The organism is Streptomyces aurantiacus (genome assembly GCF_027107535.1).
Lineage (GTDB): Bacteria > Actinomycetota > Actinomycetes > Streptomycetales > Streptomycetaceae > Streptomyces.
Map to the genome: position 1 here is coordinate 8,012,549 of NZ_CP114283.1, position 26,879 is coordinate 8,039,427.

Sequence of the window (26,879 nt, forward strand, 5' to 3'; positions counted from 1 at the left end):
ATCGTGAGATGTCTATTTCATTTGTGCGGGGGCGGAAGACAGGAGATCTTCCGCCCTCCTCCGTATGGCTTGTTTGTCTTCCGTCAGCCGACGTCGAGACGCAGGAGGTCCTCCTCCGTCTCCCGGCGGACGATCACCCTGGCCTCGCCGTCGCGGACCGCGACGACGGGCGGGCGCAGGGCGTGGTTGTAGTTGCTGGCCATCGAGCGGCAGTACGCACCGGTGGCCGGCACCGCGATGAGGTCACCGGGCGCGAGGTCGGCGGGGAGGAAGGCGTCCTTCACGACGATGTCGCCACTCTCGCAGTGCTTGCCGACGACGCGCACCAGCATGGGCTCGGCGTCGCTGGTCCGGGAGGCGAGGGCGACGCTGTACTCGGCGTCGTAGAGCGCCGTACGAATGTTGTCGGACATCCCGCCGTCGACGGAGACGTAGGTACGCAGTCCTTCGAGGGGCTTGATGGTGCCGACCTCGTAGAGGGTGAAGGCGGTGGGCCCGACGATGGCCCGCCCGGGCTCGACGGAGATGCGGGGGGTCCGCAGCCGGGCCGCCTCGCACTCCCTCGTCACGATCTCGCCGAGGGCCTTGGCGATCTCGTGGGGCTCGCGCGGGTCGTCGTCGCTGGTGTAGGCGATGCCGAGCCCACCGCCGAGGTCGATCTCGGGAAGCTCCACGCCGTGCTCGTCACGGATCTCGGCGAGCAGGGACACCACACGCCGTGCGGCGACCTCGAACCCGGCCATGTCGAAGATCTGCGACCCGATGTGGGAGTGGATCCCGATGAGCTCGATCCCGTCGAGGGCGAGCGCCCGCCGTACGGCCTCGGCGGCCTGCCCGTCCGCGAGCGCGATCCCGAACTTCTGGTCCTCGTGCGCGGTGGCGATGAACTCGTGCGTGTGGGCCTCGACGCCGACGGTCACCCGGAGCTGCACCCGCTGCCGCTTGCCGAGCGACTGGGCGATGTGCGCGACGCGGACGATCTCCTGGAACGAGTCGAGGACGATGCGTCCGACACCGGTCTCGACGGCCCGGGTGATCTCCTCCGTCGACTTGTTGTTGCCGTGGAAGGCGATGCGGTCGGCGGGCATGCCGGCGGAGAGGGCGGTGGTCAGCTCGCCGCCGGAGCAGACGTCGAGGTTGAGGCCTTCCTCGTGCAGCCAGCGCACGACGGCGCGGGACAGGAACGCCTTGCCGGCGTAGAAGACGTCGGCGTCGTGGCCGAAGGCGGTGCGCCAGGCGCGCGCCCGCGCCCTGAAGTCGGTCTCGTCGACGAAGTAGGCGGGGGTGCCGAACTCCTCGGCGAGCGTGGCCACGTCGATCCCGCCGACGCTGACCGACCCGTCCTCGGTACGGGTGACGGTCTGGGCCCAGACCTTCGGGTCGAGGGCGTTGAGGTCGGCCGCCGGAGCGGAGTAGTGGCCCTCGGGCAGGACATCGGCGTGACGGGGCCCGGCGGGGTGTGCGGAACGGCTCATGTCTGTTGGGCTTTCTCAGAGGTGTGCCAGAGATCTTCTACAGATGTTCTGGTGCGTCGATGCCGAGCAGGGTCAGGCCGCCGGCCAGCACCGTCCCGGCGGCTTCGGCGAGCGCGAGCCGGGCGCGGTGGGCGGCCGAGGGTTTCTCGCCCCCCAGCGGGAGCACGGTGTGCTGGAAGGCGAGCATCGCGTCGGCGGTGACGACCAGGTGCCGGGCGAGACGGTCGGGCACGCGGTGCCGCGCCGCGGCGGCGAGGACACGCGGATACGTGTCGAGAGCGTCGACAAGACCGCCGTCGTCCAGCGGTACGCCTCCGTCACCGACCCCGGCCCCTGCTCCGCCTCCGTCCGCGTCTCCTGTGGTGCGGGTGAAGCCGAGATCGGCGGCGTTACGCGTGAGGGCCCGGGCGCGGGCGTGGGCGTAGCGGACCCTGAAGAGCGGATTGCTCTCCCGCTGGACGAGGTGCTCGCCGGTGATGCGGGGGCGGTCGTGGGGTGCGGGGTGCAGCAGGGCCCAGCGGGCGGCGTCGCGGCCGAGGGGGGTGGGGTCCTGGCCGGCGGGCACGGGCCGCACGTTGATCTCGAGGGGGACGGGCGAGCCGGGCCTGCCATGGGCGTCGACGGTGACACCGAGGGGCCCCGCCCAGGCCGGATCCGGCTCTGTCTCGCAGGACGTACGGACCAGGGCGCCCTGGGACCGGAGGATCCGGGCGAGAACCTGCCCGGTCACGGCGGCGCGCACCTCACCGGGATGGTGCAGCTGGACCAGCTCACCGGTGGGCCGCGCGGCGTACCCGTACGGCTTCCCGCGCTCCCCGCAGCGCAGGATCTCGGCGACCAGGGCCTGGCTCCTGCCGCTGACGCTGATGTTGAGGAAACCGGGCCCGGTGATGTCGACCCGCGTCACCCCTGCCGCGTCGAAGAGGTGCGGCCGCAGGATCTCGGCGACCTCGCACGACGGCCGGCCGGCGGGGCGGGCCAGCTGCAGGGCGACATTCGTGGCGTAGTCACCACGCCCGCCGGGCCCGGGCGGCCCGACCTGCGCCCTCTCGGGCACGGGCACGGAGAGCTCACCGGCGTCCACCGCACGGCGCACGGCGCGCAGAACGGTACGGGAGAGCTCGACGGGGGTCACGGGACAAGCGTAGGGGAGGAGGGGGGTGGGTAGGCGAACTGGTTTGGGAGGGGGTCCGGGATGTGGACGGGTGACGCCCCTGGGGTCACCTCACGAGCGAACTCAATGAGGGGGACCGCACAGGGGGCTCCGCAGAGAGAAATCCACGAAGACGCCGACAGGACGGGCCCTCGAACGCACTCCCTCTTCCCCTTCTCCTCCCCTTGCCTTCTTCCCTCAGCCGCTGGGCCGGCCGGCGCACTCTGCCCCGCCGGATCCGTAGAGGCTCTCGGCACTCTCGAAGGACGCGCCGGAGCCACTGCCGGAACGGGTGGCCGCGGACTCCCGCCGCTCCATCAACTGGCGTACGAGCCGCACCAGTTCAGCAGGCTCGAAGGGCTTTGCCAGGAAGGCGTCGACGCCGACGTCGAGGCCGCTCTCGACCTCGTACTGGGTACAGGCGCTCACGACGGCGAGGGGAAGGTTGCGCGTCCGTGGATCGGCCCGGAGCCGGGCGGCGGTACGCAACCCGTCCAGCCGAGGCATGACCACATCCAGGGTCACGACGTCGGGCCGAACCTGGTGGATGACGTCCAGACACTCGACACCGTCGGCCGCGGTCACGACCTCGAAACCCTCCAGCTCGAGGTTGACCCTGATCAGCTGCCGGATGACCTTGTTGTCGTCCACAACAAGCACCCGACCCGACGCGCCTGGCACAAGTCGAGAGTAGGTCGGCGCCCGGGGCCGCGTCCGGCTTTTGCCCACTTCCACCCCACGCGGGGGACTTCAGTCCCTGTACCGGGGCCCCGTCGGCCGACGCCCGACCCGACGCACCGCGGCCCCTCAACTCCACACCCACAACAAGATCGAACCACCCTCCGACACGCCTCCCCCGACCCCCAAAACCCGTTCATGACGACCCCGAAAGAGCTGGTAGGGTTCTACCCGTCGCCGCAATCACAGCGCCCGACACGCCCCCGTAGCTCAGGGGATAGAGCAACGGCCTCCGGAGCCGTGTGCGCAGGTTCGAATCCTGCCGGGGGCACTCGCCACACAGCCAGCAAGAACAAGGCGCTGAGCTGGGCGGATGCCGACATGAAAGAGCGGGAGTCAGTCTCACTGACTCCCGCTCTTTCTCGTTGTCTCTCACTGTTCGCGCACTATCTGCGATACACGCGACACGCCTCCGACACAGTGCTCAGGGGTCCTTCCGCTTCCTGCCGTCTGGGGTGCCGCCCTTCGCGATCACGCTGGCAGCCACCGCATCGAGTGCCGCCACCGCTACATCCGAGCCATCGCCTTCTACTGCCTCTGCGAGATTGCGGTATGCAATGTAGGCGGATGGGTTCACGAGGCGATCAGCGTGCCATGTGAAGACAACAAGCTCGCGCCAGCCCTCCTTGTGCCCTAGGAGCGCTTCGATTGCGACCTGACATGGGCGCGCTTCCGGGACGAAGTAACGAGGTTTGCTCGTACCGAACTCGATGAACAACTGTTCTGCTGACCTGCCAGGTACCGCAAAAGCAGCAGGCAGCTTCACCCCATCGTCTTCCTCAGGACGGAGATGAGACCTCGACGACGTCCACGGCAAAGGCGTCGTTGACACCAGGTCGTCGTCACGGAAGGAAATCCGCAAGTCTCTGACGACAATCGGCTTGGCGCCCGTGTTGTAGAAAACAACAGGGAACCGGATACGCGACTGGGAGACAGTCACCGCCCCAGCGAAGGTGAGAGGCTCCCATGACTTCAGCCGACCTTGTCGAGCATTGAGCCACCAGAACGAGGCGACCGTGAACACAAGGGCACAGGCTCCGACGAAAGCGGCGGCGGGCAGCGTGCTCTGCTGCTCTGTGGCGACCATCAGTAACAACATGGCATGAGTCTGCCAGTTGGGTCGACCCTCGAAAAACCTCCGGATCTTTCCGGGCGACCGGGGGCGGTCCTCGAACCCCCGATTCAAGGACCAAGAGCGGCCTGCGAGTTAAACAACATCGCCGTCTGCCTCCAAAGCAGTCGAAATCTTCAAGTTGGCCACTTCCTCGTGCCCGTCGATACAGCCGTGGTACCGGCGGTGAATCACCTCCGGGGAGTTGCCAACCCTTCGGGCCACCTCAGCGATCGGAACCCCTGCGTTTAGCCACCGCGTAATGCATGCGTGCCGCAAGTCGTACGGGCGTCCGGCCAAGGGCGAGTCGACGCGCTCAGGCGGGAGGGCGAACAGCCGCGCTTCCTCCCACACACGCCAGTACGTGGATGAGCCGACCACTCCCCCACGCTCATTCCCGAACACACGGTTCTCCTTGGCGGTCCCGAACTCCTTCAGATGGGACCGAAGGATTGCGACCAGGACGGGCGGGATGGGGACCGGACGGTCCGTGTCCGCCTCCCGCGCCTTCAGGCCCCGGCGGTCGTGCCGCTCCCCGGAGTCTGTCCACTGCTTGCCGGAGACAGGACGTGTCTCCCGCAGTGTCAGCGTGCCCCAACCCACGTCCGGGAGGTGGCAGTCGGACAGCCGCAGTCCAACCGCCTCGGCGGGCCTGAGACCCGCGTAGTAGAGCACGGCGTAGAACGCGACCAGGCGCCGCCCGCGGCTGCGGTCCCATGAGCCGACGTAGGAGACGGCGGTGAGCAACTGGCGGCCCTGTACGGCGTTCACGAGGACGCGCCGGTCCACCACCGCGCCGGAGCCCACGCGCTTCTTGTGGGCCCCTTGGAGGGGGTTTTCCGGGAGTTCCTTGGCGGCCACCGCATGTTCGAGAGCGGTGTTCAGGGCGCGGCGTCGCCGCTTGTGTGTCTCGCCTGCCGCCGGAGTGCCGTCCAGTCGATAGCTAAGCCGGTAAACCACGTCCTCGAACACCTCGGAGTCGACCAGGTCGACAACCGGCCGGTCCTGCGTTGTGAGCCACTCGTACGCGGCTTTCAGTTCGGCCGGCGGTTCCTGCCCCGCGTTCGTGGGGACGATCCCCCACCGAAAGGCCAGTCGTAGATCCGTGTCGTCAGGGGTGTTCTCCCCGCGCTTCACCATGGCGAGCGCCACGGCCGCAAGTCCGTCCGCCATGCCCTCTCGGGTCTTGGCGGCACTCAGACGCCACCGCCCGGCAATGTACTTCCGGCAGAACTCGAACCACCGCAACGACGGCTTGGCCTCGGCCACGGTGGCCGCCGCTTCCGCCGCGCGGACCTCGGACTCAGGCTGCCCGCTTGTGATCTCGAACGCTTCCCCCCGTCGCATGGCCTGACGCAGCTCCGAGCGTCGACTCTCGGCAAGTGCTGAGGTGGCGAACGTCGCGCTGCTGACCTTCCCGCCCACGACCCAACGGAGTTGGTACGGACGCGCCTTCCGGTCAACCCTCGTGACCTTCCAGAGTCGGACATCGAGGGAGTACCCCGGTCGGGCCGACCCGTGGGGGCGGCGAGCCGGGGTGCCTTCTGTCGTGCTCACGCGGCGTCCTCCCGCGCCGCAAGCCACCGCTCGTACTCGGATCGGCGGATTCGTACGTCACCGTTGGGAAGCTTGATCGAACGAGGGGCCTTCCCGAGTTGGCGCCACCGGTAGAACGTCGACGGAGCCACCTTCAGATCAGTGATGACCTCCGCGACGGTCAACTTCTCGTCCAGCGCGCGGGAACTCATACCGCCGTCCCTTCGGCCTCGGTCGACCCGGACAGCCCGGACAGCTCCAATTCCGACTGTCCGGGGTATTCGTGCTGGTCAGGTGAGGTAGCCGGACAGTCGGACAGCTCGGACACCTCCGGTACGCCCTGTGTCCGGGTCTCGGTGTCCGGGTAATACCGGCCGCTGCCGTCCCTGGTGAGCTGTCCCGCCTCGGCCATGCGGGAGCACGTCCGCCGAATCGTGTCGATGTCGACCTGCGACAGCTCGCCCGCCATGTCCTTGGGCTTCGCTCCGGGATGAGCACGGACATAGCGCAGAATCGCGGCTCGGGTGTCCCCAACGGTGTGGTCGGTCGCAGGACCGTCCAGCAAGTGCCAGGCTCCGGAAGCAGATTGGAACTGAAGCGCGTACTCCGCTTCGTCCACGTCCCGGCCGGTGACGTGCAGGATGCCGTCTGCCTGCCCGCGCGCCCGCTTCAGTACGAGCGTGGCGTCCGCGGCGCCCGCGATGCCGTTGGTCCCGGAGACCTCCGTCAGGAAGTCCTCGGAAGCAGCCTTGCGCACGTGGTGGACGAGGACGACAGCCACGCTGTAGTGATCAGCGAGCCGCTTCGCATAGCTGACGGACACATAGTCGGCGTCGTACGCCGAAACCCCTTGCGGGGCCTGTCCGCGCATCTTGGCGAACACGTCAATGACGACCATGCGCGCATCGAGGTTGCGGTCCAACCACTGCGCGATGGCCTCTGTGCCGCCCTGGGGGAAGGGCGGGCACTCGGTGACCAGGGTCAGACCGGCAGGCGCCGGCTGTCCCCCCAGGAGCTTGCCCATGCGGCTCTGAAGGCGACGCGGGGTGTCCTCCAAAGCGAGGTAGAGGACCGGTCCGCCCGGAACAGGCACGGAGTCGAACGCCTGCCCTCCGGCTGCAACCGCGAGGGCGAGCCCGAGAGACAGCCATGACTTGCCGACCTTGGGCGGTCCGGCGAGCAAGCTCACGCCTTCGGCGAGGATGCCGGGCACGGCCCATTTCGGCTCGGGGAACTGCGTGGCCATGAGCTGATCGGCCGTCCACGCGGTCCGCGGGCGCTCCCGCTTCGGCGGTGCCACTGCCGAGGGCTGAGAGTCGCTGGGCACGGAGTACAGGTGCAGGGGCGGGATCGGGTTGGCGCTCACGCGGCGACCGTCCTGGGTCGCCGTGCTCCGGTCCTGAGCCCGGAGGCGATGGTGCGGTGCGCCTCGCGCTCGCCCTGGCCGACTTGGAGAGCAGCGGTCAGCAGCCAGCCACTCACGTCGGCTTCACTCAGCTCTCCCCCGGCAACAAGCTGTCCGAGGGCGACCGAAGCGATGAACAGCGCATTGTTGTGCTGGTCCTCTCCGGACTCGGCGACCCGCGCCACTTCACCGTTGACCGCGGACCGCAGGAAGGCCGCACGTCGTCCGCGACCGGTGAGGGCGACCCTGATGGGCTTCTGTGGCGGCAGCGGGGCGGGCCGAAGGAGTTCGGCGAGCCAGCCTGGCAAGGGCGCCACGGGGGCGTTGTGGGCCACCTCGTACGTGCGTCCGGCAAAGGTGCTGCCTGCGGCGACCACGAGTCCGCCCACGGCGCGGGTGTCGACCTTCCAGCCCAGTCCTCGGGCGCTGTCCCCGGCGGTGTTGCGCAGGGGCTCGCCCCCGGGCGCGGCGAAGTACAGGTGAGTGCCGCCACTCCATGTGCGGACCGTGTACGTGTCGGCGGGGAAGGGCTGGCCGTGGCGCTCGCAGAGCAGGGCGAGCACGTCGGCTCCGTCCGTGACCCCATGCTCGGCCCAATCGGCCGGCGGGGTGTCTGCGGCGTGCTTGGGCCGGTCCAAGTCGATGGTGACCAGACCTGAAGGCCCGGCGGCAATACCGACGTTGTACGCGGCGCGTGACCAGCATCGGGTGATGCGCTCGCAGTCGGTGGTGGCGTGCTGTTCCCATGCGGAGATGGCGGGGCGCTTGTCACCAGGCACGAGAGGGAAGACGTGCCAGTCTCGCGACGCTGCGTCAAGCGCTGAGGCGAGCTGGGCAGGGCCGTCGGAGTACGGCATCCTGGGGTTCTCCTGTTCTGTCTTCGGATGGGCAGGGAGAACCGCGGCGGCGGGCGACCTTGCTGGGGAGTCCCGCCGCCGCGGCGTTGCTAGGCGATGTCCAGGGCGAGCTGGGCCGGGCCAAGGTCCGCGGTTGCGGAGCCGGCGGCGAGCAAGGTGCGGTAGGCGAGGGCGGCTTGGTGGATGACGACGCCGTTGCCGAGGATCTTGAGCTGGTCGGAGCGGGAGAGGCCCAGCTCCGGGCTGGTGACCCAGCCGGGATCGGCGCCCATCATCCATTCCACGAATGCCGGGGACAGGCGCCGGTTGCCCTTGGTACCGGGCTCGGTCGGCTCCGGTGCGGGGCGTCCCAGCACCTGCTCCCAGCGGCGGATAGCCGGTCCGTAGTCGGTGCCGTTGGTGGCGACCCATTCCCCGTCCAGGCGCACGGCTTGGCCGGGGAGGTAGTAGTTGCCCGCTGTGTCGCGCGGGTTGGGTCCGCCGTGCGGTCCGTCGGATGCCTTGGGGGTCGGCAGCAGGTTCACCACTACCTCGTTGAGCGGGCGGGAGTTGGTGCCGAGGAGGTTGGAGGCGCCGGACTTCCAGTCGCGCGCGGCGGGAGTGGGCAGGAGGGTGACGGCGGTGCGCAGGTTCATCCCGCCCTGGCGTTTGGGGGAGGTGCCGGGGCCGCCGGCTCCGTCGGCGGCGGCCGGGGTCGGGGTCGGCAGCAGCCTCAAGCCTCGGTCGGGGGCAGCAAGAAGACCACTTCGTCCTCCAGCGTGGGCCCGTGTCCGCCGGCTTTGCGTTTGTCCGGGTGCTGCGGTCCTCCGTTCCTGCCGAGCTGGGAGGTGGGGGTCTTCAGCAGCGGGATACGCGACGGCGAACCAGCGGTCCCGGCGGTGGCAGGCTCCGACTTCGGGATCTCCAGCGCGTAGGCACATCCATCGCGCGTCGTACCCGATCGCGGCCAGGTCGGCGGCGACGACGTCGAGTCCCCGGCTTCGCAGGGCTGCGACGTTTTCCAGGAAGACGAGCCGGGGTCGAAGGTGGCGAATGGCTTGGGCGATGGTTTTCCAGAGTCCTGAGCGGTCACCGGCGATCCCTCCCCGAGGTCCGGCGTTGGAGATGTCCTGGCAGGGAAAGCCGGCGGTCAACGACGCCGGGCGCGGCATCGTGGCGGCCAGCGCCGCGAAGTCGACCGCGGTGATGTCACCCAGGTTCCGCGCGTGTGGCAGGCGCGCGGCCAGCAGCCGGGAGGCGGCCGGGTCCTTCTCACCGACCAGGACGGTGGGCAGGCCGGTGGCCGCTTCTACGGCCTGATCCAGCGCGGCGGAGCCGGTGCAAAAGCTGACGTTGCCGCCTTCCGGTGGCACGGCGGTGGGATGGGTCATGCTGGGGGTTCTCCTGTTTCTGACTTCGGATTGGCAGGGAGAACCGCGGCGGCGGGCGACCTTGCTGGGGAGTCCCGCCGCCGCGGCGTTGCTACTGGTTCTTGGCCCAACGGGCGTATTCCTGGCGGACGTAGCCGCGCGGGTGGGCGATGGTGGCCGGGTCGTCGGGCCCGTATGGGTCGCCGTAGTAGTCACCGTGGCCTTCCCGGTCGGCCGCGATGAGCTGCCGGGCGGCATTGGCTGCGATGTCGTCGCTGCCGTTGGGGACTCCGTCGGCCTCGTAGCTCAGGACGATGCGGTCCAGCACTGCGGCTTTGCGCAGCCAGTACTCACGGCTCACATCGTCGTCCTGTGAGTGGGTGATCACTGTCCTGGCCGCTGCTGCGGTCCATGCGATCTCTTCGGTGATGTCGGGGGCGGTGGCGTAGGCGTTCTTCGGTGTCGGCCAGGCCGTCAGCCACACCTCGGCCTCGTGCAGACGGCGCGTTGCGGCGTGCAGCTTGGCGTCCAGCACGGCGGGGGCAACGTCGGTGAAGGAGTGAAGGGCGACGGTGGCGGCGATGATGACGTCGCAGAGTTCGTCGGCCACGTCGGCGCGGCTGTGCGTGATGCCCTTGCGGGGGTTTTGGCCCGTCATGCCGATGTATGCGGCGGCGGCCTCTCCTGCTTCCTCCGTCACCTTCAGCAGGCGTGCGGAGATCTCTTTGTCGTCGGTGCCGTTGGCCTCGTTGAGGGTGGTGGCGATGCGGTGGGTTGCGGGCCACAGAGCGGTACTCATGCGGACTTCCTTTCAGGGGTGCCGAGTTGGAGTGGCAGGGAGGTGGGTGCGGTCCGCTCGGGCAGGTACCGCACGTTGGTCTTGCTGGGTGTGGGGGTGTCGTCGTGGAAGCGGTGGGTGCCGAGATCGCGAGTGCCGGCGCGGTGGCGGGGTGCGTCGGGGTGGGTGTGGTTCCACCGCTCTGCACACACCTTGTGGACGGGCTCGTCGGCGTGCGAGCGCATCGGCGTGGGCTTGCGGCACAGGACGCAGGGAAGGTCTTCGAACCGGTCGAAGTGCAGTGCCTCGCGCCAGATCAGTAGGCGCATCGCGCCCGCGTTCATGCGGCGCGGTGGTGCGTCGGTAGCTCCGGCAGGCCAGCCGCGTCCAGCGCGGTGGGGTCGAAGCCGGGCAGCATCGCGCGGGCGGTGAGCGCGGCGGCGAGCTGTTCGGCGTAGGCGGCGCCGGTGCGGGCCACCTCGATCTGTGTTGTGCCGCGGATGGTTTCCACGCGCTCGATGTGGGCGTGCTCCTCGCGCCGCTCGCTCACGTGCCGCTCGTACGACAGCGCCGTGCGGCGGTCCTGTCGCCAGTACCGGGCGGCGAGCCCGTAGGCGATGGCGGTCGCGAGCACCCACAGCAGCAACGGCAGCGACAGCCCGTCGGCGTACCCACCCACGCCCGCCAGAGCGAGCCCGCCGGAGGCGGCGAACGCGGTTCCAGCAATGACGGGGTCTCCGGCGCGGCCGACGCTCGCGCATGCCCCGGCCGCCGCGGCGGCGAGGGACAGCGCGGTCATCAACACCGCGTTGCCAATGGAGTGTTCGGCGCCATTCGCGTTCCAGATCCGGGCCAGGATCAGCACGGTGGACGTGGCGATGGCGGGTGCGGCTTTGGGGGCGATGAGGGCGAGCCAGTGGCGCGCCACGATCTGCTCGTTCACGGCGGGCTCCTAGATGTTGCCGAGGGCGTTGACGACGGCGGTGCTCAGCTCGTTCATGGGGCCGGAGGCGCCGGTGGAGGCGAGGTAGAAGCCGAACATGACGGCGATGAACGCGGAGCCGTAGCCGAGGGTCTTGGAGCGGAGCAGGAAGAACAGGACCAGGCCGAACAGGGCGACCAGGGAGACGGTGACGGCCATCGGGTTATCCCTTCGGGGCGGGCCGCTTGGCAGCGGCGGGGGCGGGGGTGGTGCTGCCGTCGCGGTAGACGTGCAGCCAGAGGTTGTAGAGGTGGCGGCCGACGCGTATGCGCTTGCCGTGGCCCTTGCAGCGGCGGCAGGTCTTGCCGCGCTTGAGCCGTCCCTTGCGGTCGGTCTTCATCGCGAAGCCGAAGCCGCGGCACTTGCGGCAGTCGCCGTACGGGCTCGACGCACACAGACTGACGTAACCAAGAGTGACGGTGAGCAGGCAGGCGCTAGCAAGGAGGATCAGGGTCATGGGGTGCCCTTCCAGGCGGGTTTCCGGGTGTTCTCGCAGGTGGGGTGCTAGGTGCGAGGTTGCTGATCAGAGCCGGTTTGGGGTGCTAGAGAGGCTGCTAGGTCTAGCAGCGGCGGGTGCTAGACCTAGCAGCGGTGCGCGGTCAGCCTCCGGACCGCTTTCCGTCACGCTGGGTGATGGCAGTGGTGATGTCGGCGCGGGCGATGCCGCGGCGGGTGGTGCCCTTGCCCTTGTCGGTCGTGCCCCACACGTCCTGGACGGTGACGCCGTGCGGCTTGAGGTTCGAGGTGACCGTCTCGCCCTTCCAGCCGCCGTAGATCTCCGGCCGGAGCGTGGCGAGGCGGGCGGCGACCTTCTCGTTCCACACCTTGTCCTCATCGGCCGCAACGACCCTGAGGATGTCGGCGAGCAGGTCGAAGGCAGCTTCGCCGCTCTCGGGTGCCTGGCCGATCGCGTGACCGGTGACGTTGCCGTACTCCTCGCGCATCTTGCGGGCGCGGATCACGACCTTCTCGGCTCCGACCGCGTCGACGAACGCGGAGGCGACGATGCGCGGGTCATCGCCCTCGCCGGCCATCCAGCAGATTCCGCGGTCGGAGCGGGAGAACATGGTGGCCCGGTATCCGGCTTGTACATCGAGGTGCCGAGCACCATGTCGTTGGCGGGCTGCCCCATCACCTTCAGGCAGAACCTGAGCACGGCGTTGGCGCTGATGCCGGTGGGCAGTGACTTGGCGTCCGGCCGCTGCGTGCCGAACAGCGTCACCATGCCCAGCGCCGGACCGCGCTTGCCCAGGTCGGTGGCGATGGCTTCGATCTCCGCGCCGTACTTCTCGTGCTCGAAGGGGACTTGGCACTCATCGAACCCGGCCACGATCGGGTGCAGCCCAAGGGACTTGTCGTTGGCCAGCTCGGGGGTGACCTTCGACTCCGGGCAGCGCGAGCGCGGCAGGGACTTGATGACCTTCGCCCGCCTGCGCAGCTCCGCGCGCAGCTCCCGCAGCGATTCCAGGACGTAGAGGATGTCTTCGTCCTCGTCTCCGGCCCGGTAGCGGTGGCAGACCGGTTCGAGTGCGCCGAAGTCGCCGGTGCCCTTGAAGTCGAACGCGTACAGCGCGGCGCGCGGGTCGAGAGCGGCGATGAGCAGGAACAGCCGCATCAGGAACGTCTTGCCCATGCGCGGGATCGAGCCGACAACCACGCTCGCGAACATCAGGGTCACGTCCACGTCGCCCATGCGCTGGTCGTTGCCGAACACGACCGGCTTGAACAGATCCACGCTGCCCGACTTCAGCAGCGGCCACGCAGGCTTGGTCGTCTCGTTCATGGGCTTGTCGCCCACCCACAGGATCATCCGACCCTCGTGCTCATCCGGATCGGCCGACGGCCACACGCAACCGACCTTGCGACGCAGCCCGGACGCGAGCGGCTTACGCGCCTCCATGATGTCCTCCGGAGTGACACCCCAGGGCAGGTCCAGGTCGGCACGGTAGCCGGGTCCGTCGCGGGTGATCTCGCTGGTGAAGCGCATGCCGTTCATGTCGCCGCCTTTCTTGATGGCGGCCGTCAGCTTCGGGTTGCCGATGTTGTCCAGCGCTCGCAGCACGATCGGGCCGGTGAGCTTCTGAATCTCGGTCTTCAGGACCGCGGGCCCGATCACGGGATGATCCGCGGGCTGTCCCCAGAACCCGGCGACCAGCACCGCAGCCGCGGCCAGCACCCCCAGCCAGACCGGGGCCATCACGTACAGGGTCAGCGCGAACGCAGCTCCGAAGATGACCGCGACCGTGGTGACCAGGACCCGCAGCCGCACCCGTCCGTCGCGCTGGCGGGAGAGCTTCAGGTACTCGGCGGTGTTCTCGTGCAGTACCTCGTACGCACGCAGCGGGGCACCCTCGGCGTCCCACACCCACCGGTTGGTGTCCCGCACGAAACGGGCCGCCCCGGTCGGCGAGTTGAGGGTGAGCTGCAGGGCGTACCAGGGCGTACGGATGCCGTGGAACGCGGTGGCGTAGAAGGCGTTACCGGTGGCCCGCTGCGCGGTCGACACGAACCCCGGCTTCGAGGTGAGCCAACTCGGCAGAATCGGCCGCCGCTTGTAGGTGGTGATCCCCGGCGCCGGAAGGTCGGGCCGGTCGACCGGAACCCGTCGGGCGACTCGGTCGCCCGACTCCTCATCGTCCGGGTCGGCCGACCCCGTACCCGACTCGGTCGTGCGGGAGTCGGGCGACGGGGCGACGGTTGGGTTGGTCGACTGGTCGCGGGCGGATCGAGCCTTGTCGAGGTCGACCACGTCCGCGCCGGAGTCGGCGCCCATCTCGGCTTCGAGCCGGTTGAACAGTTCGTTGTCGTCGGGCTGGTTCACTGAGGGGGTTCCTTCCGAAAGGGAGGGTGAGCGGGCCCGGCCGACGCTGTGAGAGGTGAGCGGTCGGGCCCGTGTGGTGCGGTTCGTGCGTGCCCCGGGCCGGATTCGATCCGGCGCCCTCGCGGCATGGCTGCCGGGGCTCCTGTCTGGTCAGGCGACGCGCTGTTCTTCGAGGGCGATGCACAGACCGCAGATGCCGTACGAGGTCGGGATGCAGTAGCCGACATCGATCCGGCAGCGCGGGCAGGTGCGGCGGGCGAGCATCGCCAGCGCGAGCGCGCCCCACTTGCGCGACGTCATCGGTCGGACCGGCTTGGCCAGGTCGACGCGGTAGAGGTACGCGACGCGGACGCCACCGGCGCGCCGGTTGGCCCGCATCACCTGCGCCTGTATCTGTTGCCCGCCCGGCCGCAACCCCTTCACGCGGAGCTGCCGACGCGTGGCGTATCCGTCCGGGGCGAGGCGCCACGGGTAGGTGGGCACGCCGTAGCGGGCGCCGGTCGGGTCGAAGCACTTGCCGTAGACGGCGGACATCAGGCGGCCACCGCCCCATACTGCTCGCCGGCAGTGCGGGCGCCGGTGCGGCCGGAGCGGCGGCCGGTGACGGTGGCGAACAGCCGTCCCAGTCCCGCGCGGCGCAGACCGGCACGGCCCTGCTTGGCCGCGTACATCGCCTCATCCGCCTGCCGCAACAGACCGGACAGGTCATTGGCAGGGAAGTCGGCGGCGCGGACCCAGCCGAGCGAGACCGTGGTGTGTATGTCCGGGTCCTGGCCGTCGACCGGGCGCGCGAGCACGCCGTGCAGGACGGCGAGCAGATCCGCCGCGGTCCCGTGGTCGTCGATGACGACGGCGGCGAATTCATCACCCCCGAGCCGTCCAACAACTCCGGACGGGCCGACGTGGTGGGCGAGGCGCGCCGCGGTCGCCTTCAACAGGGCGTCCCCGGCGTCATGGCCGTGGGTGTCGTTGATCTGCTTGAAGCGGTCGACGTCGGCCAGCACCACCACCGCGCGCGGGTCCTTCAGGAGCGCCGTAGCGCGGCGGGTGAACCCGTCGCGGGTGCGTAAGCCGGTGAGCGGGTCACGGCGGGCGGTGTGCAGGCGAGCGCGCAGCCACCAGACATGAAACGCCCAACCCGCGGCCAGGGGCAGCGTGGACAGCAGGACCGTGGTCAGGGTGCTCATGCCGCCGCCCCCTCGCCACTTTCGTCGGTCGCCCCGGGTGCGGCCTCTACGGCGTGCAGCGGGCGCCCGTCGGCACGCTCGGCCTTCAACGCGTCGCGCAGCTTGCGGGCGTTGGCGGCCGAGCAGTGCACCGCGGTACGGACCGCTTCCGCGTTCAGCTCCGCATCCGTCCACTCCGCGGTGAGCGTGCGCGCCTCGCTCAGCAGCTCCTCAAAGGAACGCTGTGGAGTGCCCTTGCCCTTGCCCTTCGGCTTGGGCTGACGGCGCGGGCGCGGCGTGACCACGGGCGGTTGTGCCGGCCGATTCCCCACCGGGGGCGGTACGGGCGTGTCTTGGTCGGTGGCGGGGGCGAGTTCGCCCGTCCGCAGCATCACGCGCTCGCGCCGCGGGGTCTTCCAACGCCACTTCCAGCCGAACCGCTCATGCAGGTCGGCGCGGGACAGCAGCCGCTCCCGCTCGCAGGCGAGTGCCACGCTGTAGGAGGTGACCTCCCACAGCGTCATCCGCCGCCACAGCGCGAACGTCGACAGCGGCGCGAGCAGCCAGCGAGAGAACCGGATCTTTTCCATGCGGCGGCCGGTGGCGGCGCCGATCCGGACGGCGTAGATGTGGGCGCCGATCTCGGAGAACACCACCCACAGCAACGGCATCGTGCCGTGCGCGACCTTCGCCCACACGTCGTGTCCGGCAGCGACGTTGAGCCCGCAGGTGATCAGGGTGAGCACCCAGGGCACGAACCGCACCCACGCCAGCGCCATGTCCATCCGGATCAACAGCAGGTTGGCCACAGTGAATACCGGGATAGCCACATCGATACCGACCGGCAGCATCCACGCCTCGCTGAACCCCCAACGGGTCGCAGCCTCGGACACGGCGTCGAAGGAGGAGATCAGACCGAGCGCACCGACACCGGCCGCCGCGAGCGCGCCGATACCGGCGAGCCCCATCTCAGGCTTCGTCAACGGCGGCACGGCTGAAGACTCGATGGTCTGCACGGTCGTCATGCCGCCACCCCCTTGCGCGCTGTGCGGCGATGGGTGGGGCGGGTCAGCGGGATGACGTCGAACAGGTCAGGGTTCTGCTCGATGACCTGCGCGGCCATGCGGATCAAGCCGTCGGGAAGGTCCGGGTTCTCGGCGAGGATGTCGCGCGCCGCGTCCTCACGGGCCGCGCGCTCTTCGTCCGTCTCGCCCTCGACCCCGAGCCACAGCTCAACCGGGGTGCCCAGCGCCAACTCCGCGAAGTCCTCGACAGAGATGGCCTGTTGGTGGCCGATGTAGATGCGCAAGTTGCTCTCCTGAGTCGAAGGAACAGGGAGAGCCGCGGCGGCGGGCGACCTTGCTGGGGAGTCCCGATGCCGTGGCCACACCCCACAATGCGTGGTGTGTATTACTTACCACTCAAGCTGACAGATCGATTCCGCGTCGTCAAGCGCTCTGGCTTTCGATCTCGGAACCGCCGATCTGCCCCGCGGCGGTGACTCAACCATCGCCAAAGGGGAGGGACTTCGGGAGCGTGCACTTGGGGGTGCACTCGTGCACCCCTGTGGGCGAACCCTCTGCACACCTGACCTGACCTGCGTAGAGTGACGGTGAGTCAAGCTGAGACTTCGGCCGCTCCTGGGGGATCCGTGGCAGACAGGAATGCCAAACTGGCCGCTCTCATGGATGAGGGCGGCTTCTCACACAAGTCACTCGCCCGCGCGGTGGTCGTCGCTGCTGCCCGATCCGGTGCCGACATCACCTGTGACCACACCTACGTGAGCCGATGGCTCAAGGGCTCTATCCCGCGCGGCGACATGCCTCGCTTCATCGCCGATGCCATCGGGCGCAAGCTGGGGTGCCAACTCGCAATTGATGACATCGGGATGGGCGAGGCGGCGGTCTCCGCCGTACAACCTGACCTTGGCCTCGACTTCGCGGACCGTCCCGAGTCGGTCACCGCCACCGTGGCGGACCTCTGGCGCGCCGACCTCGCCGAAGCCGAACCGCTGGTTCGAGCGCTGCCGGACTCCGCCGCGTGGAACGAAGCCTCCTTGCGGTGGCTCGTCTCTCCGCCGGACGGCGAACTCACGCGGTTGGGCAACCGGTCCGTCGGCGCCGTGGACGTCGACATGATCCGCTCGACGGCCGACGCGTTCAGCATGCTCGACGGCAAGTTCGGCGGGGGCCACGCGCGACGCGCGCTAATTCAGTACCTGCACACGGACGTACGGCCCATGCTCGACGGCAAGTACTCCGACGCCGTGGGCAAGCAACTCCACTCGGCAGTAGCCGAAGCGCTCATGCTCGCCGGATGGATGTCGTACGACAGCTGCTTGCACGGCATCGCCCAGCGCTACTTCATCCAGGCATTGCGCATGGCCCAAGCGGCCGGTGACCGGCTACTCGGTGGCAGCATCCTCTCCGCAATGAGCCATCAAGCTACCTTCGTCGGCCGCTACCGCGAGGCCGCAACTCTGGCACGTGCCGCGCTCACGGGTCCGGCCGCGAGCCTCTGAAGTTCCCCCCGCGAACTGGACAGCGGGTGTTTACGCTGCCGGGACGAGGCTCTGCCTGAGCAAGGATCTCGTTTCGAGCGGGGTGACGTACCCGTAGTCGGGGTGCCGACGGAGCCGACTGCGGTTGTACTCGACCTCGACGTAGCGGAAAACGTCGGCCCGGGCGGCCTCGCGGGTCTCCCACATGGTCGTCCCGATCTCCGCTTTCAGGAGGGCGAACCAGCTCTCCGCGGCGGCATTATCGTAACAAGAACCGACGCGCCCCATCGACTGCCTCATGCGCAACTTGCGTATTTCTGTGCGGAATTCGTCACTCGTGTACTCGCTGCCGCGATCCGTATGCATGATGCAACCGTGTTCCAGGCCGCCACGCCCGGCCGCCATCCGCAGGGCATTGACCGGCAGCTCGGCGCGGTGGTGGTCGGCCACCGCCCAGCCGACCACCTCCCGCGTCGCGAGATCGATACAGGTCGCCAGATACAACTTCCCTTCCAGCGTGCTGAGTTCAGTCATGTCGCCGACGAGCCGCATCCCGGGCCGGGGCGCGGTGAAGTCCCGGCCGATCAGGTCGAGCGCGAACACCGCCCGCTTCGCCTGCCGGGTCAGGCCCCGCCGCCGGCGGCGGGTGATCCCGACGATCCGGTGCCTGCGCATCAACCGCTCGACCTTCTTGGAGTTCACCACCCGCCCGGCCCGCCGCAGGGCGGCGTGGATCCGCGGGGCCCCGTAGGCACCGCGAGATCCGGCGTGAAACACCCGGATCTCGCCCACCAGTACCTCCTCGGCCCGCTCCCGCACCGTCCGGGCCGGCCGTGACGCCTTGTGCGCGTAGTAGGTGGAACGGGGCACTCCCAGCACACGGCACAGAAACGCAATGCTTTGACCTGCAGGATTACCCTCCGATGCCTTCTCCGCATCGATGAAACGACACCGTGCCGCGGTGTCTACCTCATCTTGTCCTGAGCGAAGAAGGCGGTCGCTTTTCCCAGAACCTCGATCGTGGCCTCCTGCTCGCGAACCTTCCGCCGCAGCCGGACCAACTCCTCACGCTCCGCAGTGGTCAAAGCCCCGGCGGGCCCCTCACCGCGGTCGGCCTTCGCCTGCTTCACCCACCCGCGCAGCCCTTCCGGACTCACGCCCAGATCCCGCGCGACCTCAGTGACCGTCTTCTCCGAGGACAACGCCAGGGCGACCGCGTCCCGCTTGAACTCGGCCGTGTACCGCTTGCTCATGTTGCTCTTGTTACCCACTACCTCTGACTGCTTCCTCCGGGACCATCCGTCCCAGTATCAAGCTGTCCGGCCGACAGGGGGAACCTCACTCACACCTACAATGGCTGCACAGTTCCGCGCGATGGAAGCACGGGCTCTGGCGCGCTTGGGCGACGCGGAGGGCTGCGACCTCGCCCTGTCCGAGGCGGAACGTCAGCTGAGCATGCGCACCGCGGACAGCGATCCGGCATACATCGCTTACTTCGACGAAGTGGAGCTGGCAGCCGAGTTCGGGCACTGCTTCCGCGACCTCGGGCGCTCCGTACAGGCCACGGAACGGGGCGCGGGCTCCATCTTCGGCGACGGCCTGAACAACCGCAGCGACTTCTTCGCGACCATGGTGCAAGCTGAGGCCTACATCAACCAAGGCGAGGCCAGCCAAGGCTTCGACATCGCGCTGAGCGCTCTACGGCTCGGCGAAGGGCTGAAGTCTGCGCGCTGTGTGCAGTACGTACGAGAGCTCCAGGGGCGCATCACTGACAGCATGCAGCGGGCCGCGGAGTTCCGCGATTTCACGGAACAGGCCCGCAGCTTCCGCCTCTGGCAACAGGTCGGGAAGCAGTTCTAGAACGGCGCCCAGTCGCGGCGCGAGCCGCCTGAGCGCAGGCTCTCCACCCGCTTCTCAACTTCCTCGGCCGCTCGCGGATTCGTGCCGGCGTTCTGCGAAAGCCACGTGACCATGAGCAGTTCGCGGACGCTGCGGAGTACGGCGTACCCCGACCACTGCCGAACGTCGAAGCCGTAGCTCTCAACAAAGTCGACGTACTCGGCCTCTGTGTGCCAGCCGAAGCTGTCGTAGTACATCGCTGTCTGCATGAGATCCCACTCACGCGGCCCTGTGGCGAAGCCGTCCAGGTCAATGACCTTTGCGCCCCCTGCAGCGTCAAGCAGGACGTTGCCGACGTTGAAGTCTCCGTGCAAGGCGCCCGCTGGAAGAGCGAACCGCAGACGGTCGTACTCGGCTGCCAATTCCTCCGTCAGAGAGTCGAGATACGCGCGGGTCCGGTCCGGGATCGCGGCACGCTCCAAGCGCTGGGCGACCTTGTCGAAAGGGCGAAGCGGAGGCAGCGAAAAGGACGGAGGAACCAGTTCGTGAAGCCTCCGCAGCAGTTCGCCCATCTTGCGCGTACTGGCGTACGTGTCGCCATCGGCGAGCCCTTCCCAAAAGGTCACAGGGTGGCCTGCGACGACGACGGGCTGTTCAGCCTCCGTGACAAGTCGCGCCGCCGGATACCCCTCGGCCGCGAGCCATCCCGCCACGGCCACCTCCCTCCGCACAGACGGCAGCCGGTCGGGGCTACGGCCAACGCGGGAGACGATCCGGCCGCCGTCGATACGGAACACTGCGTGGTCCCCGAACCTCAGCAACTTGAGACCGTCCGGCTCGACATCGGCGAGGGCGCACGCCCTCCGCAAGATGTCTTCTGCCGCGTCCGCGTCGAACACGGTGCGCTCACTCGTGGTCATGCCGTCTCGTCCCCCTGTCCGATGGGTAGAGCGCGTACTTCCCGCCCTCGTGTTGCCCCCCTGCCGATGAGCCCCTGACCTTCCATTTGCGCGATGGCAGAGCGGACAGCGGTCCGCGATGCGCCGAACAGTTCGCACAGTTCCTTCTCAGTCGGGAAGCGGTCCCCGACCCCGACGCTGTCGGCCCGCAAGAGGTCGGTCACCCTCTCAACCAGCGGGCGACGGTCACCACTCCCCGCCACGTACCAACCGGCCCCCTGGACGGATTCGATCAGGCCCTCACCCTTAAGCACACCAAGAGCCCGCTCGATGGTGCTGCGGCTCACGCGGTGCGTGCCCATGAGCTTCGCTTGAGACGGCAGGCTCTCGGTGATCTTGCCCTCCTTGATCTCCTGGCGCAGAGAATCAGAGACCTCCAAGTACCTACCTCGCGGACTGGCCTGCGGCACGTGGCCTTCCTTTCCAGTTACGCGGCTGCTTCCCCTACTAGCGTCCCACTACCCGGCAGACGAACCCATAGTGTCCCACCTGTCCGACTGTCCGGTTAAGCCTCTCACCTGCATAAACGGTCCGGACAGCCACTACAGCGACTGTCCGGGGTGTCCGGTCGGAGGCGAACTCAAATACTGCGTACGAGCTGGGGCCTGGGGAACGACCGGTTCGCGATGTCGATATGCGCGCAGGCCTCCCCCCTGTTGGTAAGGGCGGTGCCGGTCTCGCTCGCCAAAGCCGGGAAGAACTGTTGGCCTTCCGGTGATTGGCTCGATGTGACCCACTTGTAACCAGGGCCGCCGCGTAGGGCCCACTGCACGAGTCGGCGCCCCAACCCCTGGCGCTGCCATTCAGGAATCATTGAAATTTTCGCGATCACACCACAGCGGCACACATGGCAGATGTTCCAGATCAAGATTGCATGCTCAACGCCGTCTCGCTCGCATACTCGCAAGACTTGGGAATCTGCAACCCCACTGTTCGGGTAGTAGAGGAAGAACTTCTCTTCTCTCGGGTTCCTCATCTTGATCCACCACCATCTGAACTCACCTAATCCTTCAGGCATTTGACCTCCACGTGTTCAGGGATCGTACGATGCCGCACTGACAGCGACGCTGTCAGCAAGCGGATCTACCCGACTGCGCGAGTGGCAAATTGAGGCACAAGCGGCTGCAACACCCGGGGTGTTGCAGCACGTCGGCGAAGCCGACCTCTCAATGGGCGTAGGAGCCGGATACGACTTCCGAACACCGCGGTCAGTGCAGCGTCACACTCAGGCAGCTAGATGACCTGCTGCTGGCCTTGCTGCGGCTGATCAAGTTGCTGTTCTCGCATACGCTGCTCTGCACGCATTCCCTCAACGGTGGCAGCGAATAGTCCAAGATTCTCATTTTCGCTAGCCGCACCATATGGGGCGATCCCTAGTTCGAGGGCGGTAGTGTGCTGCTCGATACTGTCAGCGGTCTGCTGAAGATTGAAGGCTCTCTCACGAGGCTTGAAATATCCAGTCGCCGCCGTAATCACCGTAACCGTGAAACCCAGGCCAATGAGAACTCCCTTTGCCGGTTGCGGCGGATCATACCAGGCGGTGACTGCAGAAATCGCCGAAGAGCTAATAAAAAGAAGCCACTGCATTAGCAGGTGTAATCGCCGATAGTGACGCGACTCTTTACGCAATCGCACAATCTCGCCCGGGATTCTCTCCTTATACGACGCCTGCCGGTCCATTGCGGGAGGGGTGTGCCGTCTGGCTTCAAGGATGTGGCGTTCCTCAGCCAAGGTGAGGTCGAGCTTGAGTTCTCTGACAGACGTCTCAGAATCTGTCCAGGGACTGCTATCCGCGAATTCGGCCACCGCCTGGGCTACCGCAGCCATCAAAAAAATGAATGCGGCACCAGTAAATATTCCATTTATCGCGGATGGCATGTTCGAGTCCAACCAAATGAACACCTTCAAACCCGCCCACACTAGGAGCGTAACAACGAGAACAACCGGAGTGCCATAAAGCCCGAAGACCTGAAGGCGGCGATTCTTGATGCGCTGCAACAGATCAGCGATCTCGCGGCGATGCCCGATTAGCGCATCAGTAGTGGAACCACCACTAGAGACGTTCCCCGGTTCTACCATTCCCGCACAACCCTCCTTTACAACACACCACAGGTCGTCACGATTTCCGTGTTAAACGCTACGCTTCAGGCGCTGGCGCGGCCAGACTACTGCGCGAAACCTCAGACAACGCATCAAGCCCCAGATGGGAACGAACCGCATTTCTAAACGGAGCGATCAGATTGTAGATATCATCAGCATGGGCATATTTCATCTGCTCAGTTACAGGGACACCCTGAGCAGCACGATTGAACTCGCTCCACGGTTCATTGAATCTCTCCGCAGCAGCGATCAGGCTAGAGGTGGCTGTTAGCGTCAGATCTGCGATCGCATCATGGACCGCGCGCGAGCGTTCGCTGTATACACAAAAAGGGTCGTCCACCTTTGCCGGTTGCATTGTGATCAACACGCGGCCGACGTTCAGACTGGTTATGTAGGTGGCATACGACCCTAAGGCTGAAATGTACTTCAACGACGTCTCGCGGAGAGGCGTGGCCAGCCTGTGATGGTCTTCTCGATCTCGACGGCGCCGCTCCGTGCGCAGTGCAATGGCCTGAGCGATGGCTACGCCGATCAGCGCGAGCATGCCAGCCAGCGCGGGCGTTGCCCACCACGGAGTGATTGAAGTAGCCACGGTGTACCCCCTAGCGACGACGGTTCATCCGACCCGATCGAAGATCGTACTGTCCGCTGCGGTGGTAGGAGTGAGGGTCTGTAATTCCCCTACGTTCACCGCGCCGGAAGCGGGCCTCGTGTCCTGACGGGCGCTTCGGAACAACGATCCATGCTCAGCCTGCTTCACAGGACGGACATCGAAGCGGGGCGATCCAGGAAGTTCCGACACACCTTGCGCCATAGCTTGCTCCTCACGGACCGTCACCGCAGGTCAGAGGTGTTAGGAAGCCTGAACGGCACGATCACTCCGAGACATTCACACACCGCCTGGTCGCGTGTCGGCGATGACGGTGCGAGGCCAGCCGGTCGGCCTGATACCAGCTTGGGTACGAACACTGAAGGGTCAAGGTGTCGCGCCCTTCCCTGGATCAGCATTGTCGGCCACAGTGTGTGGGGGAGCTGAGAGGTGAGGTGGGGCGTGCCTCGATGGAGGGCGTTGCCGGATGAACTTGATCCGCAGGTCAAAGAATTCGCCGGTCAGTTGCGTCGGCTCGTCGATCGCAGCGGGCTGAGCATCGCCGCAGTAGCCGACCGCACGGGCTACAGCAAGGCGTCTTGGGAGCGGTATCTCAACGGCCGGCTCCTTGCGCCTAGTACTCCAGCCGTAGATCGTGATCACGCGTGGCTGTGGCGGGCTCGTCAGGCACTACGGGGAGGGCTTACTGTCCGCCGAGTTGGAGCACAGCAACCACGTACAGGCTCCCGGCCACGGTCAGAAGCAGAAAAGAAAGAACCGTATGGGCGACGAGCCCTCGCCCTGGAGCAAGGCCCAGATGCGCCCGGGCCGCACGGCTCACATGGGGCCCGGTGACACCTCGCGCGGCGTTCGCGTCCGCCTTCTCGATCGCTCGGCGTAGTTTCCTGCGGCTTCTCTCGGTCGTGATACCCAGGCGCACACCGTCGGCGTCGCGCACCCACAGCGTCCGGTACGCGCTGCCGTACGAGAAGGTCGTCAGCAGTCGGACGGAGGTGATCTGGTTGAGATCGACGGACCGCTCGCCGGTCAAGGTGCGCGCAGTCAGGTGCGACGATGAGTGCCGGAACGGGGCTCGCTCCTCGCACAACGCGGGTAGGAGGACGAAGCCGGTGATCATGGACAGCAGGCCAAGCACGATGGGTGCGCCGTCCGGGGCTACCCCCGCCCTGGCCAGCCCGTAGCCACCGAGAGGCAGCAGAAGAACCGTCACCGCCAGGCCCGATCCGATGCGGGCACGTGCCACGCTGCGGGTTGTGGTTGCTTCCACTGACGCCCCCGTTTCTGTCGGCGGACATCAGCATGCATGTACGGCGGACCTTCGCACATTGCCAGCGTCCGGCAATCTTCTGCTCGGGATCCGCCGGGGCCGGGCCCAAGTATCAGGACGACTCCGTGATCTCGTCGTTCGCCGCGGGAACAGGACGGCCACCGCGTGATCTTGGTGAGGTGTGTGGACTCTTCAAGATAGTGCGGTGGCCGCGCGCCACGGTGTAGACCCTGCCCGCTGGCAGGACGCGTTCGAGGCCCTGATGGGCCGGATATCGGGCCGGTTCGCGCGGGTTGAACCACGGCGCCAGGCGAAGGCCATGTTGTTCGGGCTGCTGTCAGACCTCCCGCGCAAGAACTGCTGGTCGATCGCCGAGTGGGCTGGGCAGACGAGCCCGGACGGTATGCAGCACCTGCTCGGCCGGGCCAGGTGGGATGCCGACCGCGTGCGTGATGACGTGTGTGAGTACGTGCTGGAGCATCTGCACGACGAGGATGCGGTGCTGGTGGTCGACGAGACCGGGGACGTAAAGAAGGGCACACACACTGTGGGCGTCCAGCGTCAATACACCGGAACCGCCGGGAGGATCGAAAATGCACAGGTAGCGGTCTACCTCGTGTACGCCGGCCGCCGCGGGCACGCGGCGGTGGACCGCGAGCTGTACATCCCGCGCTCGTGGACGTGCGACCCGGACCGCTGCAGGGCCGCTGGGCTGGGCGAGAACACCGTCTTCGCGACCAAGCCGGAACTGGCCGCCCGCATGATCAGCCGGTTCTTCGACGCCGGGCACCACGTGGGCTGGGTCACGGGGGACGAGGTCTACGGCGGCAACCCGACGCTGCGGTCCGCGCTGCAGGAGCGCGGCATCGGCTACGTGCTTGCCATCGCCTGCTCTCACGAAGTCACCTCCGGTGCCGGGAAGTTCCGTGCGGACGCCCTGGCCGCGAAGGTGCCGAAGCGAGCCTGGCAGAAGCTGTCAGCAGGGTCTGGCGCCAAGGGGCACCGCTTCTACGACTGGGCCGTCATCGACCTGGCCGAAGTACGGCCCGGAAGTCACCAGCTGCTGATCCGCCGCAACCGCACCACCGGTGAACTCGCCTACTACCGCTGCTTCTCGCCCGCCCCGGTGCCCCTGGCCACGCTGGTCCGCGTCGCCGGGTCCAGATGGCGGGTGGAAGAGACTTTCCAGGCCGGAAAGGGCCTGGCCGGACTGGACGAACACCAGGTCCGCCGCTATACCTCGTGGTCACGCTGGGTCACCCTGGCCATGCTCGCCCACGCCTTCCTCGCCGTGGTCCGCGCTGACGAACACGTTCGCCATCCCACCCCGGACGGGTTGATCCCCCTCACCTGCAACGAGATCCAGCGACTGTTCACGATGCTGGTCGTCCGGCCCGTGCACGACGTGGCCCACCGGCTCGCCTGGTCCGCCTGGCGACGTCGCCACCAGGCCCGTGCTCGGGCCGGCCATTACCGGAGGCAAGCCGCAAGCCAGACGTGAAGATCACGATCTACGGCTGGAGTACTAGGGGCGCGATTGTCGCCCTGGCCGAAGTGACCGGTACCAACCCTGTCCATCTCACGACTATGTGGGAGCTGGCCGAGCGCGCCTGGAGCCGCTCAGAGATGCGCCACGACATGACCATGGAAGCGATCCAAATTTCCCATGCTCACTCCGCCCATCTCGACATGGGTACACCGCGGCTATACGCCCGAGGAAGTTGGGCAGCTCGAACGGAAGTTGCTCCTATTGTGGGCCTAGCCGCAGTTGAGACACCTGATTCGACGGGCATCGCTGACGGCCTTGAGGCTCTGTTCCAACGTCTCGGACCGCCCCCTGATTCACTCTCCGTGCAGCCTGTTGGCGCAAAGGACGGGGGTGGGGTCCGGTGACAGCAAGTTGGAGAGACTGGAAGCAAGAACCAGCCGGGTTCGGAATAGCCAAGCAGTGGGCTGAGTTGCCAGCCGAGCACCTAAAGATTGCTCTGGAAGCACTGGAACCGCAGCTTCAAAGAGAACACGAAGCGCAGATGGAACACATGCGCCTTGCCGCGCAAGAATCGGAAGCTGGTCGCGCACATCGGTTGTACATGTGTGGCCTCATCGCCGGTTTCGTAGTGACCATCGGCATGCTGGCTGGCGCCGTCGTGGTGGGGAGCAACAACCAGCCTGTCCTCGCAGGCATTCTGTCTGGCCCTAGCGTCATTGCACTGGCGTCAGTCTTTGTGCTGCG

The 26,879-nt window shown here is 67.3% G+C and carries 28 protein-coding genes, 1 tRNA gene and 1 pseudogene; 5 read left to right on the forward strand and 25 right to left on the reverse strand.

Annotated features, from left to right (window positions below):
* Positions 1-83: 83 nt before the first annotated feature.
* From lysA to O1Q96_RS37295, 3 genes are all read right to left on the reverse strand, one after another.
* Complete coding sequence (gene lysA, locus O1Q96_RS37285) at positions 84-1,475, reverse strand: diaminopimelate decarboxylase (RefSeq protein WP_269252319.1); 1,392 nt, start codon at positions 1,473-1,475, stop codon at positions 84-86.
* Between the two features lie 37 nt (positions 1,476-1,512).
* Positions 1,513-2,610: an ArgS-related anticodon-binding protein NrtL gene (gene nrtL, locus O1Q96_RS37290; RefSeq protein WP_269252320.1), complete on the reverse strand. Its 1,098-nt coding sequence runs from the start codon at positions 2,608-2,610 to the stop codon at positions 1,513-1,515.
* A gap of 216 nt (positions 2,611-2,826) precedes the next feature.
* A complete protein-coding gene (locus O1Q96_RS37295) occupies positions 2,827-3,363 on the reverse strand; it encodes a response regulator (RefSeq protein ID WP_269252321.1) in 537 nt (178 codons plus the stop codon).
* Between the two features lie 202 nt (positions 3,364-3,565).
* Here O1Q96_RS37295 and O1Q96_RS37300 point away from each other — a divergent pair.
* Positions 3,566-3,637: transfer RNA gene (locus tag O1Q96_RS37300), tRNA-Arg, on the forward strand.
* 153 nt (positions 3,638-3,790) lie between these two features.
* Here the strand turns inward: O1Q96_RS37300 and O1Q96_RS37305 are convergent.
* From O1Q96_RS37305 to O1Q96_RS37380, 16 genes and pseudogenes are all read right to left on the reverse strand, one after another.
* On the reverse strand, positions 3,791-4,453 hold the full coding sequence (locus O1Q96_RS37305) for a hypothetical protein (protein WP_269252322.1): 663 nt from the start codon (positions 4,451-4,453) through the stop codon (positions 3,791-3,793).
* A 120-nt stretch (positions 4,454-4,573) separates the two neighbouring features.
* Positions 4,574-6,034 (reverse strand): tyrosine-type recombinase/integrase, encoded by a 1,461-nt coding sequence (locus tag O1Q96_RS37310; RefSeq protein ID WP_269252323.1) that lies wholly within the window; start codon positions 6,032-6,034, stop codon positions 4,574-4,576.
* On the reverse strand, positions 6,031-6,225 hold the full coding sequence (locus O1Q96_RS37315) for a helix-turn-helix transcriptional regulator (RefSeq protein ID WP_269252324.1): 195 nt from the start codon (positions 6,223-6,225) through the stop codon (positions 6,031-6,033). Before O1Q96_RS37315 ends, O1Q96_RS37310 begins: the two co-directional genes overlap by 4 nt.
* Positions 6,222-7,379, reverse strand: coding sequence for an AAA family ATPase (locus O1Q96_RS37320; RefSeq protein ID WP_269252325.1), 1,158 nt, complete (start codon positions 7,377-7,379; stop codon positions 6,222-6,224). Before O1Q96_RS37320 ends, O1Q96_RS37315 begins: the two co-directional genes overlap by 4 nt.
* The gene (locus O1Q96_RS37325) at positions 7,376-8,197 is read right to left on the reverse strand and encodes a bifunctional DNA primase/polymerase (RefSeq protein WP_419587012.1); all 822 of its coding nucleotides are present in this window, start codon (positions 8,195-8,197) and stop codon (positions 7,376-7,378) included. Before O1Q96_RS37325 ends, O1Q96_RS37320 begins: the two co-directional genes overlap by 4 nt.
* 167 nt (positions 8,198-8,364) lie before the next feature.
* Positions 8,365-9,645, reverse strand: coding sequence for a DNA cytosine methyltransferase (locus O1Q96_RS37330; protein WP_269252327.1), 1,281 nt, complete (start codon positions 9,643-9,645; stop codon positions 8,365-8,367).
* Positions 9,646-9,736: 91 nt separating this feature from the next.
* Entirely contained in the window at positions 9,737-10,423 is a 687-nt protein-coding gene (locus O1Q96_RS37335; RefSeq protein WP_269252328.1) for a nucleoside triphosphate pyrophosphohydrolase family protein, read from the reverse strand.
* Entirely contained in the window at positions 10,420-10,746 is a 327-nt protein-coding gene (locus O1Q96_RS37340; protein WP_269253983.1) for a hypothetical protein, read from the reverse strand. The genes O1Q96_RS37335 and O1Q96_RS37340 overlap by 4 nt, the downstream gene beginning before the upstream one ends.
* A complete protein-coding gene (locus tag O1Q96_RS37345) occupies positions 10,743-11,345 on the reverse strand; it encodes a hypothetical protein (protein WP_269252329.1) in 603 nt (200 codons plus the stop codon). Before O1Q96_RS37345 ends, O1Q96_RS37340 begins: the two co-directional genes overlap by 4 nt.
* A 9-nt stretch (positions 11,346-11,354) precedes the next feature.
* Positions 11,355-11,543 carry a hypothetical protein gene (locus tag O1Q96_RS37350; protein WP_269252330.1) on the reverse strand — a complete coding sequence of 63 codons (189 nt, stop codon included), beginning with the start codon at positions 11,541-11,543 and terminating at the stop codon, positions 11,355-11,357.
* A gap of 4 nt (positions 11,544-11,547) precedes the next feature.
* Complete coding sequence (locus O1Q96_RS37355) at positions 11,548-11,841, reverse strand: hypothetical protein (protein ID WP_269252331.1); 294 nt, start codon at positions 11,839-11,841, stop codon at positions 11,548-11,550.
* Between the two features lie 142 nt (positions 11,842-11,983).
* Positions 11,984-14,205: pseudogene (locus O1Q96_RS37360) on the reverse strand (cell division protein FtsK).
* Between the two features lie 150 nt (positions 14,206-14,355).
* Positions 14,356-14,739 carry an RRQRL motif-containing zinc-binding protein gene (locus tag O1Q96_RS37365; RefSeq protein WP_269252332.1) on the reverse strand — a complete coding sequence of 128 codons (384 nt, stop codon included), beginning with the start codon at positions 14,737-14,739 and terminating at the stop codon, positions 14,356-14,358.
* The gene (locus O1Q96_RS37370; protein ID WP_269252333.1) at positions 14,739-15,392 is read right to left on the reverse strand and encodes a GGDEF domain-containing protein; all 654 of its coding nucleotides are present in this window, start codon (positions 15,390-15,392) and stop codon (positions 14,739-14,741) included. The genes O1Q96_RS37365 and O1Q96_RS37370 overlap by 1 nt, the downstream gene beginning before the upstream one ends.
* The gene (locus tag O1Q96_RS37375; protein WP_269252334.1) at positions 15,389-16,396 is read right to left on the reverse strand and encodes a DUF2637 domain-containing protein; all 1,008 of its coding nucleotides are present in this window, start codon (positions 16,394-16,396) and stop codon (positions 15,389-15,391) included. The genes O1Q96_RS37370 and O1Q96_RS37375 overlap by 4 nt, the downstream gene beginning before the upstream one ends.
* Positions 16,393-16,680 carry a hypothetical protein gene (locus O1Q96_RS37380; protein ID WP_269252335.1) on the reverse strand — a complete coding sequence of 96 codons (288 nt, stop codon included), beginning with the start codon at positions 16,678-16,680 and terminating at the stop codon, positions 16,393-16,395. The genes O1Q96_RS37375 and O1Q96_RS37380 overlap by 4 nt, the downstream gene beginning before the upstream one ends.
* A 342-nt stretch (positions 16,681-17,022) precedes the next feature.
* Between O1Q96_RS37380 and O1Q96_RS37385 the strand changes: the two genes are divergently transcribed.
* Positions 17,023-17,892, forward strand: coding sequence for an NsdA family TPR-like regulatory protein (locus tag O1Q96_RS37385; protein ID WP_331276087.1), 870 nt, complete (start codon positions 17,023-17,025; stop codon positions 17,890-17,892).
* A 30-nt stretch (positions 17,893-17,922) separates the two neighbouring features.
* Here O1Q96_RS37385 and O1Q96_RS37390 read toward each other — a convergent pair whose 3' ends face one another.
* Both O1Q96_RS37390 and O1Q96_RS37395 read right to left on the reverse strand, forming a co-directional pair.
* Positions 17,923-18,813 carry an IS3 family transposase gene (locus tag O1Q96_RS37390; protein ID WP_269253549.1) on the reverse strand — a complete coding sequence of 297 codons (891 nt, stop codon included), beginning with the start codon at positions 18,811-18,813 and terminating at the stop codon, positions 17,923-17,925.
* Positions 18,814-18,836: 23 nt separating this feature from the next.
* Positions 18,837-19,124: a transposase gene (locus tag O1Q96_RS37395; RefSeq protein ID WP_269246258.1), complete on the reverse strand. Its 288-nt coding sequence runs from the start codon at positions 19,122-19,124 to the stop codon at positions 18,837-18,839.
* Here O1Q96_RS37395 and O1Q96_RS37400 point away from each other — a divergent pair.
* Positions 19,123-19,731 carry an NsdA family TPR-like regulatory protein gene (locus O1Q96_RS37400; protein WP_483409986.1) on the forward strand — a complete coding sequence of 203 codons (609 nt, stop codon included), beginning with the start codon at positions 19,123-19,125 and terminating at the stop codon, positions 19,729-19,731. The two genes, O1Q96_RS37395 and O1Q96_RS37400, sit on opposite strands and share 2 nt — an antisense overlap.
* On the opposite strand, the gene O1Q96_RS37405 is transcribed toward O1Q96_RS37400, so the two are convergent.
* The 4 genes from O1Q96_RS37405 to O1Q96_RS37420 all read right to left on the reverse strand — a co-directional run bounded on the left by O1Q96_RS37405 (position 19,728) and on the right by O1Q96_RS37420 (position 23,361).
* Positions 19,728-20,630, reverse strand: a complete 903-nt coding sequence (locus O1Q96_RS37405; protein ID WP_269252337.1) for a phosphotransferase enzyme family protein — start codon at positions 20,628-20,630, stop codon at positions 19,728-19,730. The two genes, O1Q96_RS37400 and O1Q96_RS37405, sit on opposite strands and share 4 nt — an antisense overlap.
* Positions 20,627-21,079 (reverse strand): GntR family transcriptional regulator, encoded by a 453-nt coding sequence (locus O1Q96_RS37410; protein WP_269252338.1) that lies wholly within the window; start codon positions 21,077-21,079, stop codon positions 20,627-20,629. Before O1Q96_RS37410 ends, O1Q96_RS37405 begins: the two co-directional genes overlap by 4 nt.
* 823 nt (positions 21,080-21,902) lie before the next feature.
* Positions 21,903-22,748: an SLATT domain-containing protein gene (locus O1Q96_RS37415; protein WP_269252339.1), complete on the reverse strand. Its 846-nt coding sequence runs from the start codon at positions 22,746-22,748 to the stop codon at positions 21,903-21,905.
* A gap of 58 nt (positions 22,749-22,806) precedes the next feature.
* Positions 22,807-23,361, reverse strand: a complete 555-nt coding sequence (locus O1Q96_RS37420; RefSeq protein ID WP_269252340.1) for a hypothetical protein — start codon at positions 23,359-23,361, stop codon at positions 22,807-22,809.
* Positions 23,362-23,820: 459 nt separating this feature from the next.
* On the opposite strand from O1Q96_RS37420, the gene O1Q96_RS37425 reads away from it, so the two are divergent.
* The gene (locus O1Q96_RS37425) at positions 23,821-24,213 is read left to right on the forward strand and encodes a helix-turn-helix domain-containing protein (RefSeq protein ID WP_269252341.1); all 393 of its coding nucleotides are present in this window, start codon (positions 23,821-23,823) and stop codon (positions 24,211-24,213) included.
* Positions 24,214-24,908: 695 nt separating this feature from the next.
* Positions 24,909-26,147, forward strand: coding sequence for an IS701 family transposase (locus O1Q96_RS37430; protein ID WP_269253880.1), 1,239 nt, complete (start codon positions 24,909-24,911; stop codon positions 26,145-26,147).
* Positions 26,148-26,879: the final 732 nt, after the last annotated feature.

Coding starts and splice junctions, on each gene's coding strand:
- O1Q96_RS37370 (WP_269252333.1), bottom strand. CDS start 15,392: ATGAGCACCCTGACCACGGTCCTGCTGTCCACGCTGCCCCTGGCCGCG.
- O1Q96_RS37400 (WP_483409986.1), top strand. CDS start 19,123: ATGTTGCTCTTGTTACCCACTACCTCTGACTGCTTCCTCCGGGACCAT.
- lysA (WP_269252319.1), bottom strand. CDS start 1,475: ATGAGCCGTTCCGCACACCCCGCCGGGCCCCGTCACGCCGATGTCCTG.
- O1Q96_RS37340 (WP_269253983.1), bottom strand. CDS start 10,746: ATGAACGCGGGCGCGATGCGCCTACTGATCTGGCGCGAGGCACTGCAC.
- O1Q96_RS37395 (WP_269246258.1), bottom strand. CDS start 19,124: ATGAGCAAGCGGTACACGGCCGAGTTCAAGCGGGACGCGGTCGCCCTG.
- O1Q96_RS37330 (WP_269252327.1), bottom strand. CDS start 9,645: ATGACCCATCCCACCGCCGTGCCACCGGAAGGCGGCAACGTCAGCTTT.
- O1Q96_RS37430 (WP_269253880.1), top strand. CDS start 24,909: ATGGGCCGGATATCGGGCCGGTTCGCGCGGGTTGAACCACGGCGCCAG.
- O1Q96_RS37415 (WP_269252339.1), bottom strand. CDS start 22,748: ATGGTAGAACCGGGGAACGTCTCTAGTGGTGGTTCCACTACTGATGCG.
- O1Q96_RS37355 (WP_269252331.1), bottom strand. CDS start 11,841: ATGACCCTGATCCTCCTTGCTAGCGCCTGCCTGCTCACCGTCACTCTT.
- O1Q96_RS37405 (WP_269252337.1), bottom strand. CDS start 20,630: ATGACCACGAGTGAGCGCACCGTGTTCGACGCGGACGCGGCAGAAGAC.
- O1Q96_RS37315 (WP_269252324.1), bottom strand. CDS start 6,225: ATGAGTTCCCGCGCGCTGGACGAGAAGTTGACCGTCGCGGAGGTCATC.
- O1Q96_RS37335 (WP_269252328.1), bottom strand. CDS start 10,423: ATGAGTACCGCTCTGTGGCCCGCAACCCACCGCATCGCCACCACCCTC.
- O1Q96_RS37365 (WP_269252332.1), bottom strand. CDS start 14,739: ATGTCCGCCGTCTACGGCAAGTGCTTCGACCCGACCGGCGCCCGCTAC.
- O1Q96_RS37375 (WP_269252334.1), bottom strand. CDS start 16,396: ATGACGACCGTGCAGACCATCGAGTCTTCAGCCGTGCCGCCGTTGACG.
- O1Q96_RS37305 (WP_269252322.1), bottom strand. CDS start 4,453: ATGGTCGCCACAGAGCAGCAGAGCACGCTGCCCGCCGCCGCTTTCGTC.
- O1Q96_RS37350 (WP_269252330.1), bottom strand. CDS start 11,543: ATGGCCGTCACCGTCTCCCTGGTCGCCCTGTTCGGCCTGGTCCTGTTC.